Annotated in this window: 13 protein-coding genes and 1 riboswitch; of the genes, 1 reads left to right on the top strand and 12 read right to left on the bottom strand. The window is 65.3% G+C overall.

The features are described 5' to 3' along the window. Positions 1-52: 52 nt before the first annotated feature. From thiC to lpxC, 3 genes are all read right to left on the bottom strand, one after another. Positions 53-1945 (bottom strand): phosphomethylpyrimidine synthase ThiC, encoded by a 1893-nt coding sequence (gene thiC / locus EXV95_RS21100; protein ID WP_176888339.1) that lies wholly within the window; start codon positions 1943-1945, stop codon positions 53-55. A gap of 114 nt (positions 1946-2059) precedes the next feature. Continuing rightward, positions 2060-2183, bottom strand: a riboswitch (TPP riboswitch). 42 nt (positions 2184-2225) lie between these two features. Continuing rightward, positions 2226-2402 carry a hypothetical protein gene (locus EXV95_RS21095; RefSeq protein ID WP_176888338.1) on the bottom strand — a complete coding sequence of 59 codons (177 nt, stop codon included), beginning with the start codon at positions 2400-2402 and terminating at the stop codon, positions 2226-2228. 7 nt (positions 2403-2409) lie between these two features. Then, positions 2410-3333, bottom strand: a complete 924-nt coding sequence (lpxC, locus tag EXV95_RS21090; RefSeq protein WP_121422316.1) for a UDP-3-O-acyl-N-acetylglucosamine deacetylase — start codon at positions 3331-3333, stop codon at positions 2410-2412. Between the two features lie 215 nt (positions 3334-3548). Here lpxC and EXV95_RS21085 point away from each other — a divergent pair, with 215 nt between their 5' ends. Beyond that, the gene (locus EXV95_RS21085) at positions 3549-5336 is read left to right on the top strand and encodes a methyl-accepting chemotaxis protein (RefSeq protein ID WP_176888337.1); all 1788 of its coding nucleotides are present in this window, start codon (positions 3549-3551) and stop codon (positions 5334-5336) included. A gap of 122 nt (positions 5337-5458) precedes the next feature. Here EXV95_RS21085 and ftsZ read toward each other — a convergent pair whose 3' ends face one another. The 9 genes from ftsZ to mraY form a co-directional block, all read right to left on the bottom strand. After that, the gene (gene ftsZ / locus EXV95_RS21080) at positions 5459-6700 is read right to left on the bottom strand and encodes a cell division protein FtsZ (protein WP_055399554.1); all 1242 of its coding nucleotides are present in this window, start codon (positions 6698-6700) and stop codon (positions 5459-5461) included. Between the two features lie 235 nt (positions 6701-6935). Beyond that, a complete protein-coding gene (gene ftsA, locus EXV95_RS21075; RefSeq protein ID WP_008903721.1) occupies positions 6936-8165 on the bottom strand; it encodes a cell division protein FtsA in 1230 nt (409 codons plus the stop codon). Positions 8166-8272: 107 nt separating this feature from the next. Then, entirely contained in the window at positions 8273-9088 is an 816-nt protein-coding gene (locus tag EXV95_RS21070) for a cell division protein FtsQ/DivIB (protein ID WP_121422313.1), read from the bottom strand. Beyond that, entirely contained in the window at positions 9088-10077 is a 990-nt protein-coding gene (locus EXV95_RS21065; RefSeq protein ID WP_055399558.1) for a D-alanine--D-alanine ligase, read from the bottom strand. The genes EXV95_RS21070 and EXV95_RS21065 overlap by 1 nt, the downstream gene beginning before the upstream one ends. Continuing rightward, positions 10074-11507, bottom strand: coding sequence for a UDP-N-acetylmuramate--L-alanine ligase (gene murC, locus EXV95_RS21060; RefSeq protein ID WP_055399560.1), 1434 nt, complete (start codon positions 11505-11507; stop codon positions 10074-10076). The genes EXV95_RS21065 and murC overlap by 4 nt, the downstream gene beginning before the upstream one ends. Continuing rightward, positions 11504-12568: an undecaprenyldiphospho-muramoylpentapeptide beta-N-acetylglucosaminyltransferase gene (gene murG / locus EXV95_RS21055; protein WP_176888336.1), complete on the bottom strand. Its 1065-nt coding sequence runs from the start codon at positions 12566-12568 to the stop codon at positions 11504-11506. The genes murC and murG overlap by 4 nt, the downstream gene beginning before the upstream one ends. After that, a complete protein-coding gene (ftsW, locus tag EXV95_RS21050; protein ID WP_055399564.1) occupies positions 12565-13839 on the bottom strand; it encodes a putative lipid II flippase FtsW in 1275 nt (424 codons plus the stop codon). The genes murG and ftsW overlap by 4 nt, the downstream gene beginning before the upstream one ends. Continuing rightward, positions 13836-15872 carry a UDP-N-acetylmuramoyl-L-alanine--D-glutamate ligase gene (gene murD, locus EXV95_RS21045; protein ID WP_370460121.1) on the bottom strand — a complete coding sequence of 679 codons (2037 nt, stop codon included), beginning with the start codon at positions 15870-15872 and terminating at the stop codon, positions 13836-13838. The genes ftsW and murD overlap by 4 nt, the downstream gene beginning before the upstream one ends. Further along, positions 15869-17047 (bottom strand): phospho-N-acetylmuramoyl-pentapeptide-transferase, encoded by a 1179-nt coding sequence (gene mraY, locus EXV95_RS21040; protein ID WP_121507542.1) that lies wholly within the window; start codon positions 17045-17047, stop codon positions 15869-15871. Before mraY ends, murD begins: the two co-directional genes overlap by 4 nt. Positions 17048-17070 lie beyond the last annotated feature (23 nt).

Here is a 17070-nt window from a genome sequence, read left to right as displayed (position 1 = left end):
GCCCTGTTTCAGGGAATCCTCGGGGCCAGTAGCTGCGCTTATTGCACTGTTCTCAAACAGGCTTCAGGGGGATGTACAACTCGCCCCCGCCCTTCTGAAACTCTGCCGCCTTGGTCTGCATGCCCTGGGCCAGGGCTTCAGCCTCGGCCACACCCTTTTGCTTGGCAAAGTCACGCACTTCCTGCGTGATCTTCATCGAGCAGAACTTGGGGCCGCACATCGAGCAGAAATGCGCTACCTTGGCCGAGTCCTTGGGCAGGGTTTCGTCGTGGTACTCCTTCGCTGTTTCCGGGTCCAGGCCCAGGTTGAACTGGTCTTGCCAGCGGAAGTCGAAGCGAGCCTGGCTGAGCGCATCGTCGCGCGAGCGAGCGCCGGGGTGGCCCTTGGCCACATCGGCCGCGTGGGCGGCGATCTTGTAGGCAATGATGCCCTGCTTCACGTCATCACGGTCGGGCAGGCCCAGGTGCTCCTTGGGCGTCACGTAGCACAGCATGGCCGTGCCCATCCAGCCGATCATGGCGGCGCCAATCGCGCTGGCAATGTGGTCGTAGCCGGGGGCAATGTCGATGGTCAACGGGCCCAGGGTGTAGAACGGCGCTTCGTGGCAGGTCTTGAGCTGCTCGGTCATGTTGGCCTGGATCATGTGCATGGGCACATGGCCGGGGCCTTCGATCATGGTCTGCACGTCGTGTTTCCAGGCCACCTGGGTCAGCTCGCCCAGCGTGTGCAGCTCGGCAAACTGCGCTTCGTCATTGGCGTCCGATGCGCAGCCGGGGCGCAGGCCGTCGCCCAGGCTGAACGACACGTCGTACGCCTTCATGATGTCGCAGATGTCCTCGAAATGCTCGTACAAGAAGCTCTCGCGGTGGTGCGCCATGCACCACTTGGCCATGATGGAGCCGCCGCGCGAGACGATGCCCGTGCGGCGCTGCGCCGTGAGGTGGATGTAGGCCAGGCGCACGCCCGCGTGGATGGTGAAGTAGTCCACGCCCTGCTCGGCCTGCTCGATCAGCGTGTCGCGGAAGATTTCCCAGGTCAGGTCTTCGGCCACGCCGCCCACCTTTTCGAGCGCCTGGTAGATCGGCACGGTGCCAATCGGCACGGGGCTGTTGCGCACGATCCAGTCGCGCGTGGTGTGGATGTTCTTGCCAGTGCTCAAGTCCATCACGTTGTCGGCACCCCAGCGGATCGCCCACACGAGCTTTTCCACTTCTTCTTCAATGCTCGACGTGACGGCCGAGTTGCCGATATTCGCGTTGATCTTGACCAGGAAGTTGCGGCCGATCGCCATCGGCTCCACCTCGGGGTGGTTGATGTTGGCGGGGATGATGGCGCGGCCCCGGGCCACTTCGTCGCGCACGAATTCGGGGGTGATGATGCGCGGGATGCTGGCACCCATCGGGTTGCCCATCAGGCGCTGCTCGCGGCCTGCATCGGCCATGTACTGCTCCATCCACTCGCGCTTGCCGTTTTCGCGGATGGCCACGTACTCCATCTCGGGCGTGATGATGCCCTTCTTGGCGTAGTGCATCTGCGTGACGTTGGCTCCCGCCTTGGCGCGCAGGGGCTTGCGCTGCAGGGCGGCGGCCTCGGCGCGCAGCTGGGCCAAGCGCGTGGCGTCTTCGCTCTTTTGCCCATCGTCCAGCGCCACGGGAGCGCGGCCTTCGTAGTGCTCCACATCGCCACGGCCGGTGATCCAGCCCCCGCGCACGCTGGCCAGGCCCTTGCGCACGTCGATCACGGCTTCGGGGTCGGTGTAAGGGCCGGAGGTGTCGTACACGCTGACCAGCTCGCCGTTGGTCAACGCGATGTCGCGCACGGGCACACGCAGGTCGGTGTGCAGTTGGCCGGGAATATAGGCTTTGCGCGATGCGGGGAAGGGCTCGCGCGTCAGCGCCAGCAATTCAGCAAATTTCTCGCGAGCGAGGGGATCGGGGGCGTTCATGGGCAGGTCTCCTGGTTCCGGGGGCGGTGGGGTCTGCTCCGGAATGGACCTGTGCGCCCCCCAGGGGCGGCAGCGCCTGGGGCATGACGTGCCCACAGGGACTGCGGGCACGGGGACAAGGAGGTCGGCTCTTCTTCCGCCGGTATGAACCGGATCAAGTTCGTCGGGTTCGCAAGCTGGCCTGAATTTCTTCAGGCCTCTTGCATCTCAGCGCATCAGCACACCCCGGAGCAGGCGCGAGTATAGGCCAGAGAAAAAACTGCGTTGCAGAGCCCGCGCATCACGCGAGTCGGCCGATGAGGATCACAGCAAAGAAAAAGACGGCGGCAATCACCGTCCACTTGAGGATGATGAGCCCCAGGCGCTTGTAGCGCGCCTGCCCCGTACCGGCATAAAACGCAAACGACACGGCAGCCGCCAGAAGCAGCAGCATGGCCAGCCAACGAAAGATCAACATGTGCGTGCTACCAGGCCCGCGCGGGCTGAGCAAAGCCGGTGGGGGCCTGGCGCTCATCCTCGAAGGTAACCACTTCCCACGCATCGCGCTGGGCCAGCAGCTCGCGCAGCAAGAGGTTGTTCATGGCGTGGCCCGAGCGGAAAGCGCTGTACGCAGCCAGCAGGGGCTTGCCAATGAGGTACAGGTCGCCCATGGCATCCAGGATCTTGTGCTTCACGAACTCGTCGTCGTAGCGCAGGCCGTCGCTGTTGAGCACCTTGTAGTCGTCCATCACGATGGCGTTGTCCAGCCCGCCGCCCAGCGCCAGGCCGTTGGAGCGCATCATCTCCACATCGCGGGTAAAGCCGAAGGTGCGGGCGCGGGCAATGTCGCGGCTGTAGTTGCCTTGCCCCAGGTCAAACTCCACACGCTGGCCGGTGGAGTCCACGGCCGGGTGGTCAAAGTCGATCTCGAAACTGAGCTTGTAGCCGTGGTAAGGCGTCAAACGTGCCCATTTGGCATTGGCGCCCTCGCCCTCGCGGACCTCCACCGGCCGCAGGACGCGGATGAAGCGCTTGGGCGCGTTTTGCAGCTCGACCCCTGCGCTCTGGAGCAGGAAAACGAAAGATGCGGAAGATCCGTCGAGGATAGGCACCTCTTCGGCCGTGATGTCCACATAAAGGTTATCCAGCCCCAGCCCCGCACAGGCCGACATCAGGTGTTCCACCGTGTGCACCTTGGCATTGCCGACCGCGATGGTGGATGCCAGCCGGGTGTCCGTCACGGCCTCGGCGCGGATCGGGATGTCCACGGGCTGTGGCAGATCCACCCGCCGAAAGACAATCCCCGTGTCCGGCTGCGCTGGCCGCAGGGTCAACTCGACCCGTTGGCCGCTGTGCAGCCCGACGCCTACGGCGCGGGTCAGTGTCTTGAGGGTGCGTTGCTGGAGCATCCTGCCATTTTAGTTTCTGGCGCCCTGTCCCGCACGGGCTGAGGTCTTGCCTGCCTTGCAGACGCCACGCCCGGAGCGCTTGTGGCCCGTACGTAGAGCTACCGCCGCGTTTTCACCTACTGCGCAGGCCCCCGGGTTCGCCGCACAATTTGGGGCCAGAGGGCCTTGAAAAGATACAACATGAACACACCACAAATGCCCCCCAGGAGACTCCCATGAGCAAGCTCAGCTTCAAAATGAAAATCATGCTCATGATCGGCACTGCGCTTGTCGCGCTGCTGATCATGGCCGTCACCTCCCTCCTGCAGGAGCGACGACTCATCACCGAGTCCCGAAAAGAGCTGCTGACCACCGCCGTCCAATCCGCCCACAGCATTGTGGCCGCTTACCAGGCCAAGGCCGCCAGCGGCGCCATGCCCCAGGAGGAGGCCCAAAAGGCCGCCAAGGACGCCCTGCGCATTGCGCGCTATGGCGGCCCCGAGGGCAAGACCGAGTATTTCTACATCTGGACCACCGAGGGCGTGGGGGTGATGCACCCCTTCAAACCCGAGTGGGATGGGCAGAACATGCTGGGCAAGGTCAAGGACGGCTCGGGGGTGGACATCATCGCCCTGCTGGTGAACGGCATGCGCAGCAGCAAGGATGGCAAGGCGTTTGTCCCCACCATGTTTGCCCGCCCCAACCAGACCACCCCGGTGCCCAAGCTCCAGTACATCGTCCGTGTAGACGGCTGGAACTGGATGGTGGGCTCGGGGCTATATACCGATGACGTAGACATGCTGCTGCGCAAGGCCCTGCTGTCGAGCCTGGCCATGGTGGTGGTGGTGATTCTTGTGGTGGGGGCCATCGGCCTGTTCGTATCGCGCTCCGTGCTGCGCCAGATCGGGGGTGAGCCTACTGACGCCATCGCGATCATGTCGGAAGTGGCCGAAGGCAATCTCGATACACACATCCCCACGGCCCACCCAGGCTCGATGCTCGATGGGCTCGCCCACATGGTCACCTCGCTGCGCAAGCTGGTCACCGACGTGCGCGCCGCCACCGACAGCATCGCCACCGCGTCGAGCGAAATCGCCCAGGGCAACAACGACCTGGCCCACCGCACCGAAGACACCGCCAGCAACCTGCAAAGCACGGCCAGCAGCATGGAGGAGCTGACCAGCACCGTCAAGCAGACCTCGGACTCCGCCCAGACGGCCAACCAGATGGCCACATCGGCCGCTGCGGTCGCGGCACGTGGGGGTGAAGTGGTGTCGCGGGTGGTGGCCACCATGCAGGACATCAACGCCAGCAGCAACAAGATCAGCGACATCATCGGCGTGATCGACGGCATCGCCTTCCAGACCAATATCCTGGCCTTGAATGCCGCCGTCGAGGCAGCCCGCGCGGGCGAGCAAGGCCGGGGCTTTGCCGTGGTGGCCAGCGAGGTGCGCAGCCTGGCCGGACGCAGTGCCGAAGCCGCCAAGGAGATCAAGGCCCTGATTGGCGCATCGGTCGAAAAGGTGGAATCGGGCACACAGCTGGTGGGCAATGCGGGCGCCACCATGACCGAGATCGTTGAAAGCGTTCAGCGCGTGACCGACATCATTGGCGAAATCCGCTCGGCCACGTCCGAGCAGAGCCAGGGCATTGCCCAGGTCAATACGGCCATGAACCAGCTCGACCAGATGACGCAGCAGAACTCGGCCCTGGTGGAGCAATCCACTGCCGCTGCAGACAGTTTGCGCGAGCAGGCCATGAAGCTCACCCAGGTGGTCGCGCTGTTCCGTGTCAATGGCAGCAATGCCCCAGCGCCGTCCCCGGCAAGCCGGCCCGCCCCTGCAGCCACACCCCGCCCCACACCCGCTCCCGTACGCACTGCCGCACCACGCCCCGCACTGGCCAAGGCCGCTGCACCCCGCCCTGCGTCGCCCGCCAAGGCCCCAGCAGCGGCGCTGCCGCCCAAGGCCAGCAGCCCCAAACCTGCAGCGGACAACAATAACGACGATTGGGAGTCCTTCTGACCCCAAGGGCCTGAAGCAACACAAGCACAGCGCGATCAAACCTCGCTGCCATAAAAGAAGCCCTGCCAGCTTGTGCTGGCAGGGCTTCTTGTCTTGCGGCCCATGGAAGAGCCTGTTGTCGATCAGTCGGCTTGCTTGCGCAGGAAAGCCGGGATCTCCAGGTCATCCATGCCACCCGAGGACAGCGCGTCCACACGGGCCGCAGCCTGGGTGCGGTTGGTGCGCCACACGCTGGGCACCGACATGCTGCCGTAGTCGGCTTGCGCGCTGCCCGTGTGGCCGCCTTGCACACCCACAGCCCCCCCCAGCGTTCCCACACCGGCCATGGGCATCTGGTAGGCCATATTGTCCGTGCCCGTGCGCAGGCCACCTTGCACCACCGAGATGGGCTGGCGGCGTGCGTTGGCACGCGACAGGCCTGTGGCCACCACGGTCACGCGGATCTCGTCGCCCAGGGTTTCGTCATAGGCAGCGCCGAAGATCACATGAGCGTCGGTCGATGCGTAGGCATTGATGGTGTTCATGGCCTGGCGCGACTCGGACAGCTTGAGGCTGCCCTTGCTCGCGGTGACCAGCACCAGCACGCCCTTGGCACCCGACAGGTCGATGCCTTCGAGCAGCGGGCAGGCAATGGCCTGCTCGGCAGCAATGCGGGCGCGGTCGGGGCCGCTGGCAGTGGCCGTACCCATCATGGCCTTGCCGGGCTCGCCCATCACGGTGCGCACGTCTTCGAAGTCCACGTTCACCTGGCCGTACTCGTTGATGATTTCAGCGATACCGCCCACGGCGTTCTTGAGCACATCGTTGGCGTGTGCAAAGGCTTCGTCCTGGGTGATGTCATCGCCCAGCACATCGAGCAGCTTTTCGTTGAGCACCACGATCAGCGAATCCACATTGGCTTCCAGCTCGGCCAGGCCTTCGTCGGCGTTCTTCATGCGGCGGCCACCTTCCCAGTCGAAAGGCTTGGTCACCACACCCACGGTCAGAATACCCATCTCCTTGGCAATGCGCGCGATCACCGGGGCCGCCCCCGTGCCCGTGCCACCGCCCATGCCCGCCGTGATGAACAGCATGTGCGCGCCCTGGATGGCGTCGCGGATGTCTTCCACTGCCGCTTCGGCTGCATCGCGCGCCTTTTCAGGCTTGCCGCCCGCCCCCAGACCACTGCCACCCAGCTGGATGACACGGTGGGCCGAGCTGCGCGTGAGCGCCTGCGCGTCGGTATTGGCGCTGACAAACTCCACGCCCTGCACGCTGCGGGAAATCATGTGCTCGACGGCATTGCTGCCGCCACCGCCCACACCGATCACCTTGATCTGGGTGCCCTGGTTGAATTCTTCGGCTTCGATCATTTCGATGGTCATCTTGGAGCTCCTGTTTCTAAATTCGTAGGCAATTGCCATATGGGGAAGGGGGTACTGGTGGCTGGAGAACGAGGCGGTCCTGTACATCGCCATCGCTCTCGTGCAGTGCCGTGCGGGCTACCACGGGCTAACCACAAGGCCCCCACGCTTGCCACTGCGTGTGCTGCGCTGCCCCCCAAGGGGGCCTTCGCGCCTTGGGGCGGCCCGGCGGCGCTCATTCCTGGGTATTTCATGGTCAGAAATTCCCCACAATGAAATCTTTGAAACGGCCGAACGCCGTCTTCATGGACCCGCTCTTTTGCGCCACCTTGAAGCCGCGCAAACGGGCCAGCCGGGCCTCTTCGAGAAGGCCCATGACGGTAGCAGCACGGGGCTGGGCCACCATGTCAGACAACGCGCTGGAATACTTGGGAATGCCTCGGCGCACGGGCTTGAGGAAGATGTCTTCGCCCAACTCGATCATGCCGGGCATCACCGAGCTGCCGCCTGTGAGCACGATGCCCGACGACAGCACTTCTTCATAGCCCGACTCGCGCACCACCTGCTGCACGAGCGAGAAAATTTCTTCCACCCGCGGCTCGATCACACCGGCCAGCGCCTGCTTGCTCAGCATGCGCGGGCTGCGGTCGCCCAGGCCCGGCACTTCCACCTGCGCCTCGGGGTCGGCCAGCAGTTGTTTGGCGTAGCCACTTTCGACCTTGATGTCTTCAGCGTCCTTGGTGGGCGTGCGCAGCGCCATGGCGATGTCGCTGGTGATGAGGTCGCCCGCAATCGGGATCACAGCCGTGTGGCGGATCGCGCCGCCGGTGAAGATGGCCACATCCGTCGTGCCCGCGCCGATGTCCACCACCACCACACCGAGCTCGCGCTCGTCGTCGGTCAGCACGGCCTGGCTGCTGGCCAGCGGGTTCAGCATGAGCTGCTCGACCTCCAGGCCGCAACGGCGTACGCACTTGATGATGTTTTCGGCCGCGCTCTGCGCACCGGTCACGATGTGGATCTTGGCCTCCAGGCGGATGCCGCTCATGCCGATGGGCTCTTTCACATCCTGCCCGTCGATCACGAACTCCTGCGGCTCCACCAGCAAGAGGCGCTGGTCGCTGCTGATGTTGATGGCCTTGGCCGTCTCGACCACGCGCGCCACGTCGGCCGAGGTGACTTCCTTGTCCTTCACGGCCACCATGCCGCTGGAGTTGAGCCCCCGGATATGGCTGCCGGTGATGCCGGTGTACACACGCTGGATCTTGCAGTCGGCCATCAGCTCGGCCTCTTTCAGGGCCTGCTGGATGCTTTGCACGGTAGCGTCGATGTTCACCACCACACCGCGCTTGAGGCCATTGCTCGGGGCCACGCCCAAGCCTGCAAGCTTGAGCTCGCCATTGGGCAGGACCTCGGCCACCACGGCCATGACCTTGGCGGTGCCGATGTCCAGCCCTACCACAACGTCTTTGTATTCTCTTGCCATATCAGTCTCTGCCCTTCTCTGTTCTGTCCCGCCGCCCCACGGCCCCATTCACGAACCCACCTGCGTCCCGCTCCACACACCAGCGCTGTTGCTGTTGCTGCATGCCATTACCTCCTGCGCACGGCACTGGCCGAAGCAGCCGCCGCTGCGGTATCGGTCACCACCGTGGTCACACCGCGCATGCGCAGGGCGTAGCCCCCGGCATGCCGCAGGTCGGCGGACTCCAGGGCATCCACACGCCGCCCGTACTGCGCAGCCACCTGTGTCAGGGTGCGCGTGAAGCGTTGCGTGCGCTGCACCACCTCCTGCGGTGTGCCGCCGCCCAGCTCCACCACGGCGTCGCTGTCCAGCGTGGCCCGCCAACCGCCCCGCCCCGTCAGCTCCAGCGTCTCGACCTCCAGCCCGAGCGGTTTGAACACCGGCTGCAGCAGGCCAAACATCTGCAGCACCTCGGGGGAGCTGCCCGCAGGTCCCAGCAGGCGCGGCAGGCCGTCCTGTTCCACATCACCCACGTTGGCCTCGAACACTTCGCCCTGGCTGTTGACCAGCGCAGAGCCGGTATCCGGCCCCCAGTACGCCACGGCGTCATGCTCCTGCAGTTCCACGCGCAGGCTGCCGGGGTACACCCGCCGCACCTGGGCGCGGCGCACCCAGGGCACTTGCTCGAAGGCCTCGCGCGCGGCACGCAAATCCACCGTGAAGAAATTGCCCACCAGGTGCGGAGCGACATTGGCCCGCAAGGTCACCGCGTTGTTGTGCACCAGCTCGCCCTGCACCACGATGCGCGCAATCGCAAAGCCCGGGTAGCGCAGCACCCACCAGGCCCCCGCCGCCAGCACAAGCAGGACGCAGCCCACGAACAAGACCGATGCGGTCAGGTTCATGAGCTTGACGTCCAGCGGTGCGGGCAACGTTTGGGTCATCAGTCGGCCTTCGACCTTGTCGGTGTGTCCAAGGCGGCATCGGCCAGGATGCGCAGGCACAGCTCTTCGTAGCTGATACCCGAAGCCCGTGCAGACATCGGCACCAGCGAATGCCCGGTCATGCCGGGGGACGTGTTCATCTCCAGCAGGAAGGGCTTGCGATCGCTGGCGCGGATCATCAGGTCGGCACGGCCCCAGCCCCGGCAGCCCAGGGTGCGGTAAGCCTCCAGCACGATGCGCTGGATCTCGCGCTCCTCAGCTTCGGGCAGGCCGCTCGGGCACTGGTACTTCACGTCGTCAGTGAAATACTTGTTCTGGTAGTCGTAGGCGCCATCGGGCGCCACGATGCGGATCACTGGCAGCGCACGGGCACTGGCGCCCTGGCCCAGCACGGGGCAGGTCACTTCTTCGCCTTCGATGAACTCTTCGCACAACACATCGGGGTCGTACTGGGCAGACAGCTGCACGGCCTCCTGCATGTCCGAGTAGCCACGCACCTTGGTCACGCCGATGGAGGAGCCTTCGCGCGGCGGCTTCACGATGAGGGGCAGGCCCAGCTCATCGGGCACGGTGCGCACCACCTCGCGCTGCTGGCGGTCGGGCGCCAGCCACACGTAACGCGGCGTGGGCAGGCCCTCGGCCAGCCACACGCGCTTGGTCATGACCTTGTCCATGGCGATGGCCGAGGCCATCACGCCGGGGCCGGTGTACGGGATGCGCAGCAGCTCCAGTGCGCCCTGCACCGTACCGTCCTCGCCATGACGGCCGTGCAGCGCGATGAAACAGCGCGCATAGCCGTCGCGCTTCAGGTCACCCAGTGCGTTCTGCGCGGGGTCGAAGGCATGGGCATCCACCCCGCGCGAACGCAGCGCTTGCAGCACGCCGCTACCAGACATCAGCGAGACCTCGCGCTCGGCCGAGTCGCCGCCCATCAGCACAGCAACCTTGCCCAGGGATTTCACATCAAAATTGGAATCAAAAACGGTCATAGCGCGCTCCCTTCAAGCGCTGAAAGCTCACTATTTTGTAGCATCTCCACCACCTTGCCAGGTACGGCGCCAATCGACCCTGCGCCCATGCACATCACCACGTCGCCGTCCTTCGCGTTGTCGGCAATGGCTTGCGGCAGGTCGGCCACGTTGTCGATGAACACCGGCTCCACGCGGCCCGCCACGCGCAGCGCACGGGCCAGCGATCGACCATCGGCGGCCACTACAGGCGCCTCCCCAGCGGCATACACCTCGGTGAGCAGCACGGCATCGGCGTTGCCGATGACCTTCACAAAATCCTCGAAGCAATCGCGCGTGCGGCTGTAGCGGTGCGGCTGGAAAGCCAGCACCAGGCGGCGCCCCGGGAAGGCACCCCGTGCGGCAGCCAAGGTGGCCGCCATTTCCACCGGGTGGTGGCCGTAGTCGTCGATCACGGTGAACTGGCCGCCGTCCTTGGCGGGCAGGTCGCCATAACGCTGGAAGCGCCGGCCCACGCCCTTGAAGCCGGCCAGCGCACGCTGTACGGCTTCGTCCGGAATGTTCAGCTCCACGGCCACGGCAATGGCCGACAGCGCGTTGAGCACGTTGTGCTCGCCCGCGAGGTTGAGCACGATCTCCATGTCGGGCAGCGTGACGCCGTTGCGCCGCTGCACGGTAAAGCGCATCTGGCCCGCCTCGGCCCGCACGTTGATGGCGCGCACCTGCGCGTCTTCCGAGAAGCCGTAGCTGGTGATGGGGCAGGTCACGCTTTGCAGGATGTCGCGCACGGCGGGGCTGTCCACACACAGGATCGCCGTGCCGTAGAACGGCATGCGGTGCAGAAAATCGACAAACGCGCCCTTGAGCCGGCCGAAGTCGTGGCCGTAGGTTTCCATGTGGTCGGCGTCGATGTTGGTCACCACCGCCATCACGGGCAGCAGGTTCAGGAACGATGCGTCGGACTCGTCGGCCTCGACCACGATGTAGTCGCCGCTGCCCAGCTTGGCGTTGGCGCCTGCGCTGTTGAGCTTGCCGCCGATCACAAAGGTCGGGTCCAGGCCCGCCTCGGCCAGCACGCTGGTCACCAGGCTGGTGGTAGTGGTCTTGCCGTGGGTGCCGGCAATGGCGATGCCCTGCTTCAGGCGCATCAGCTCCGCCAGCATGAGCGCGCGGGGCACCACGGGAATTTTTTTCTCGCGCGCGGCCAGCACCTCGGGGTTGTCTGGCGTGACCGCTGTTGATGTGACCACGGCATCGGCACCGTCAATGTGCGCAGCCGCATGGCCAAGGCAGGTCTTGATGCCCAGCCCTTCCAGGCGGCGCAGCGTGGCGCTGTCGGCCAGGTCCGAGCCCGAGATGCGGTAGCCCAGATTGAACAGCACCTCGGCGATGCCACTCATGCCCGCGCCGCCCAGACCCACAAAATGGATATGGCGAATCGCGTGTTTCATGCCAACTCCTCGCAGGCAGTCACCACTTCGCGGGTGGCGTTGATTTTTTGCATGTTTTTGGCCTTCAGCGCAATATCTACAAGCGCAGGGCGCTCCAATTTCAATAGCATTTGCGACAGCCCTTCGGGCGTCAGGTCGCGCTGCTGCACCAGCCAGCCGCCACCGGTATCCACGAGGAACCTGGCATTGGTGGTCTGGTGGTCGTCCACCGCCGACGGGAACGGCACAAACAAGGCAGCAGCGCCCACGGCAGCGATCTCGGTGACCGTGCTCGCGCCAGAGCGGCAGACGATGATGTCGGCCGCCGCAAACGCGCTGGCGGTGTCATCGATGAAGGGCGTGCACTCCGCCTCGACCCCTGCAGCCGCATAGTTGGCCCGCAGGGCGTCGATCTGCGTGGCGCCGCTCTGGTGAATCACCTGCGGGCGCTGGTCGGCAGGCATCAGGGCAATAGCCTTTGGCACGATCTCGTTGAGTGCGCGCGCCCCAAGGCTGCCACCCACCACCAGCAGGCGCAGCGGACCGGTGCGCCCCGCAAACCGCTCGGCCGGGCCGGGCTGCTGCGTGAACGGCGTGCGCAGGGGGTTGCCCACCCACTGGCCTTGTTTGAACACGTTGGGGAAGGCGGTGAACACCCGGTCGGCCACACCGGCCAGCACCTTGTTGGCCATGCCCGCCACCGAGTTCTGCTCGTGCAGCACCAGCGGCTTGCCTGCAAGCACACCCATCATGCCGCCCGGAAAGGTGATGTATCCGCCCAGGCCCACCACCACATCGGGCTTGACGCGCCGCACCACCTGCAGGGCTTGCCAGAAGGCACGCAACAGGCGCAGCGGCAGCAACGCGAGCGTGACGAGGCCTTTGCCGCGCACGCCCGAGAAGTCAATCAGTTCAAGGGCGAAGCCGTGTGTGGGCACGATGCGCGACTCCATGCTGCCGGGCGCGCCCAGCCAGTGCACACGCCAGCCACGCGTACGCAGCTCTTCGGCCACCGCGAGGCCCGGAAAGATGTGGCCGCCGGTACCACCGGCCATGATCAGAGCAGTTTTCTGCGCGCTCATACGCGGCCCCCTCTCATGAGGAGCTTGTTCTCGTAGTCGACCCGCAATACCACCGCAAGAGCCACCAGATTCATCAGGATCGCCGACCCCCCAAAGCTCATCAACGGCAGCGTGAGCCCCTTGGTCGGCAACGCGCCCAGGTTCACCCCCATGTTGATGAAGGCCTGAAAGCCGATCCAGATCGCTACGCCCTGCGCCACCAGCCCAGCGAAAACGCGGTCCAGGGCAATCGCCTGGCGGCCGATGTGCATGATGCGGCGCGTCATCCACAAGAACAGCACGATGAGCGTGACCACGCCCACCAGGCCAAACTCCTCGCCGATCACGGCGAGCAAAAAGTCGGTGTGCGCTTCGGGCAGCCAGTGCAGCTTTTCCACGCTGCCGCCCAGGCCCACACCGAAGATCTCACCGCGCCCGATGGCGATGAGCGAGTGCGAGAGCTGGTAGCCCTTGCCCAGAGCGTGCTCCTCGCTGAAGGGGTCGAGGTAGGCAAACACGCGTTCGCGGCGCCAAGGCGAGCTGGCGATCATCACGCCAAAAGCCGCCACCAGCACCCCGGCGATGAGAAAGAACATGCGGGCGTTGACGCCCCCCAGGAACAGAATGCCCATGGCGATGACGGCCACCACCATGAACGCACCCATGTCGGGTTCGGCCAGCAGCAGCACGCCCACAATGCCCACGGCAGCGCCCATGGGCAGCACGGCGCGGAAAAACCGCTCCTTCACTTCCATCTTGCGCACCATGTAGTCGGCCGCATAGATGAGCACGGCAAACTTGGCCACTTCAGAGGGCTGAAAGCCAATGGGTCCGATGGACAACCAGCGCCGCGCGCCGTTGACGACCTTGCCCACGCCGGGGATCAGCACCGCGATCAGCAGCAGCAACGCGACCACGAACAGCCACGGCGCCGCACGCTCCCACAGCGCCATCGGCACCTGGAAGGCCAGCAAGGCCACCACAAACCCGATCACCAGATACATCGCGTGGCGGGTCAGAAAATGGGTGGAGGCATAGTTGGCAAAACGCGGGTTGTCCGGCATGGCAATCGAGGCCGAATACACCATCACCAGCCCCCAGGCCAGCAGCGCGACCACCACCCACAACAGGGCCTGGTCGAAGCCCAGCACGCTGGCCGGCGTGCTAGACGACTGGCGGTACTCCGTGCCGCCCACGCGCACCGGCAATACGTCGGCGGCCTTGCCGGGCAGGCCGCCAAACCAGCCTGTCACCCGCTGCAGCAATGTGGAATTGCGCACGTCGGCGGTCATGCCATGCCCTCCAGGGATTGCCCGGCATCGTCTGCCAGCGTGCGCACCGCGTCGCAGAAGACCTGTGCGCGGTGTTCGTAGTCCTTGAACATGTCAAAGCTGGCGCAGGCGGGCGACATCAGCACGGCATCGCCCGCATGGGCCCGCTGCGTGGCCAGAGCCACCGCCTGGGGTAATGTCTCGGCATCCAGCAGTACCACGCCGCAGTCCTGCAGCGCAGCGCGGATTTGGGGCGCATCGCGCCCGATGAGTACCACAGCGCGCGCATAGCGCGACACCGGCGCTGCGAGCGGCGAGAAGTCCTGCCCCTTGCCTTCGCCACCCAGGATGACCACGATGCGGCGCTCTGCGCCCAGGCCGGTAAGGGCCGCCACCGTGGCGCCCACGTTGGTGCCCTTGCTGTCGTCAAAGTACTCAATGCCATTGATGATCGCCACGGGCTCCACACGGTGCGGCTCACCCCGGTATTCGCGCAGCCCGTACAGCAGCGGGGCCAAGGTGCAGCCTGCGGCCGAGGCCAGGGCCAGCGCAGCCAGCGCGTTCACCGCGTTGTGGCGGCCCCGGATGCGCAGCGCATCGGCGGGCATCAGGCGCTGGATGTGCAGGTCTTCCGCCACTTCGTTGCGGCCGCGCTTGCGGGTTTCATCCGCGTCCATCGCGCGCACCAGCCAGGGCATACCGCTCACGACCTCAATGCCAAAGTCGCCGGGGCGCCGGGGCATGTCGGCGCCAAAGGTCAGGTGCTCACGCACCTGGGGCTTTTGCAGCTTGACCTTCACGGGTGGCGGCAGCATCTGCATCACGGCCACGTCTTCGCGGTTCAAAATCATGAGCCCCGTCTGGCCAAAGATGCGCGCCTTGGCCGCCGCGTAGGCCGCCATGTCACCGTGCCAGTCCAGGTGGTCCTGCGTGATGTTGAGCACGGTCGCCGCAGTGGGCTCGAAGCCCCCTTCACCCACCTTCATACCGTCGAGCTGGAAGCTCGACAACTCCAGCACCCACACCTCGGGCAGCGTGCCCGCGTCGATGTGGCCCGCCAGGGTATCGAGCAGCGTAGGGCCGATGTTGCCAGCCACGGCCACGCTCTTGCCCGAACGCTCCACGAGCTGGCCTGTGAGCGATGTGACCGTGGTTTTGCCGTTGGTACCGGTGATCGCCAGCACCGCCGGTGCGTAGCCGTGGGATGCCCGCAGCGCGTTCAGCGCCATGGAATACAAACTTAGTTCGCCCCCAGCGCTTATTCCACAAGCACTGGCAGCTATCAAAACAGGAGCTATTGCCTTAGGACTCAAACCGGGAGAACGGTAGACCGCGTTCAGGCCTTGGCCTTCCACCAGGCTGGCATCAAAGGCACCGGCGACAAAACGCACCTGGGGCAGCTCCTGCTGCAGCAGGGGCAGCTGTGGCGGCGCAGCGCGGGTGTCGGCCACGGTGACCTCGGCCCCGCAGCGCACGCACCAGCGGGCCATGGCCAGGCCCGAGGCGCCCAGCCCCAGGATGAGGATGTTCTGACCTTGCAGCAGCTGGGCCATGGCTTCGCGCGGCGCGACCTGCGGCTCGGCCTCTGCGCCGGATGCACCCGGGGCGTCAACGTCTTCAACGTCGACACTGTGCTCGACGGGCGCGGCCTCGGGCGCCGATACGTCGGCAAAGATCTGCGCCACGAATTCGGCGGCAGCCTTGGCAGCCGAGATGGCGGGCACGGCTTCAGGGTCCCAGGTATGGCCCTTGGCGGTTGCGTTCCCGGCCGCAGGGGTCACGTCCGGCGCGGCCATTTCAGGCGGCACTGCGGCGACGGGTTCGCCAGCTCGGGACGACGGCTCAGCCGCAATGCCCACGCTGGGCTGCTGCGCATCGGTGTTCAACGCCTCGGTATCGGTATCGACAGTTTCCGTGGGGTCCGGTGCAAAAAAGTCGTCACCAGCGGGCGCGTTCACGTCGGCGTCCGCGCCCGGCCCTGCCAACGGCCGCGCGGCATCGGGCGCCCCGGGTTCGGCGGGCGTTGGACGGATGAGAGGCTCGTCAGCGTTCATCGCAGTTTCAAGGTGGACAGGCCGATGAGGCACAGCAGCATGGTGATGATCCAGAAGCGCACGACCACCTGCGTTTCCTTCCAGCCGCTCTTTTCAAAATGGTGGTGCAGGGGCGCCATCTTGAGCAGGCGGCGGCCTTCTCCGTAGCGCTTCTTGGTGAACTTGAACCAGGTCACCTGCAGCATCACCGACAGTGCTTCAACCACAAAGATGCCGCCCATGATGGCCAGCACGATTTCCTGCCGCACGATGATGGCGATGGTGCCCAGCGCCGCACCCAGCGCCAGCGCACCCACGTCTCCCATGAACACCTGGGCTGGGTGCGCGTTGAACCACAGGAAGGCAAGGCCCGCCCCCGCCATGGCGGCGCAGAAGATCAAGAGTTCGCCCGCGCCCGGAATGTGCGGGAAGAACAGGTACTTGGAGTACACCGAGCTGCCCGTGACATAGGCAAACACGCCCAGTGCCGAACCCACCATCACCACCGGCATGATGGCCAGGCCGTCCAGGCCGTCGGTCAGGTTCACTGCATTGCTGGAGCCGACGATGACGAGGTAGGTCAGGATCACGAAGCCCAGCACGCCCAGCGGGTAGCTGATCTCCTTGAAGAACGGCAGCTGCAAGCCTGCCTTGGGCGGCAGGTCCAGCGAGAAGCCCGACTGCACCCAACCCACGAACAGCTCCCACACCTTGGCGTTGGAGCTTTCGGAAATGCTGAACACCAGATACAGCGCAGCAATCAAGCCGATCACCGACTGCCAGAAATACTTCTCGCGTGAGCGCATGCCTTCGGGGTCCTTGTTGACCACCTTGCGCCAGTCGTCCACCCAGCCGATGGCGCCAAAACCCAGCGTGACGATGAGCACGATCCACACAAAGCGGTTGGACAGGTCGAACCACAACAGCGTGGAAATCGCAATCGACAGCAGGATCAGCACGCCACCCATCGTGGGCGTTCCGCTCTTGGACAGGTGCGTCTGCATGGCATAGCCCCGGATGGGCTGGCCGATCTTGAGCGAGGTGAGCACACGGATCACCTTGGGGCCCGCAATCAGGCCGATGAGCAGCGCCGTCATGGCGGCCATCACCGCGCGGAACGTGAGGTACTGGAACACGCGGAAAAAGCCGAACTCGGGCGACAGACCCTGCAGCCATTGCGACAACATCAGCAGCATGTGGCCTCCCCCGCTTGCACGGC

Source organism: Acidovorax sp. JMULE5, from assembly GCF_013376875.1.
Taxonomy (GTDB): Bacteria; Pseudomonadota; Gammaproteobacteria; order Burkholderiales; family Burkholderiaceae_C; genus Acidovorax; species Acidovorax facilis.
Note: the sequence above shows the minus strand (reverse complement) of the source record. Positions and strands in the feature narration are given on the sequence as shown.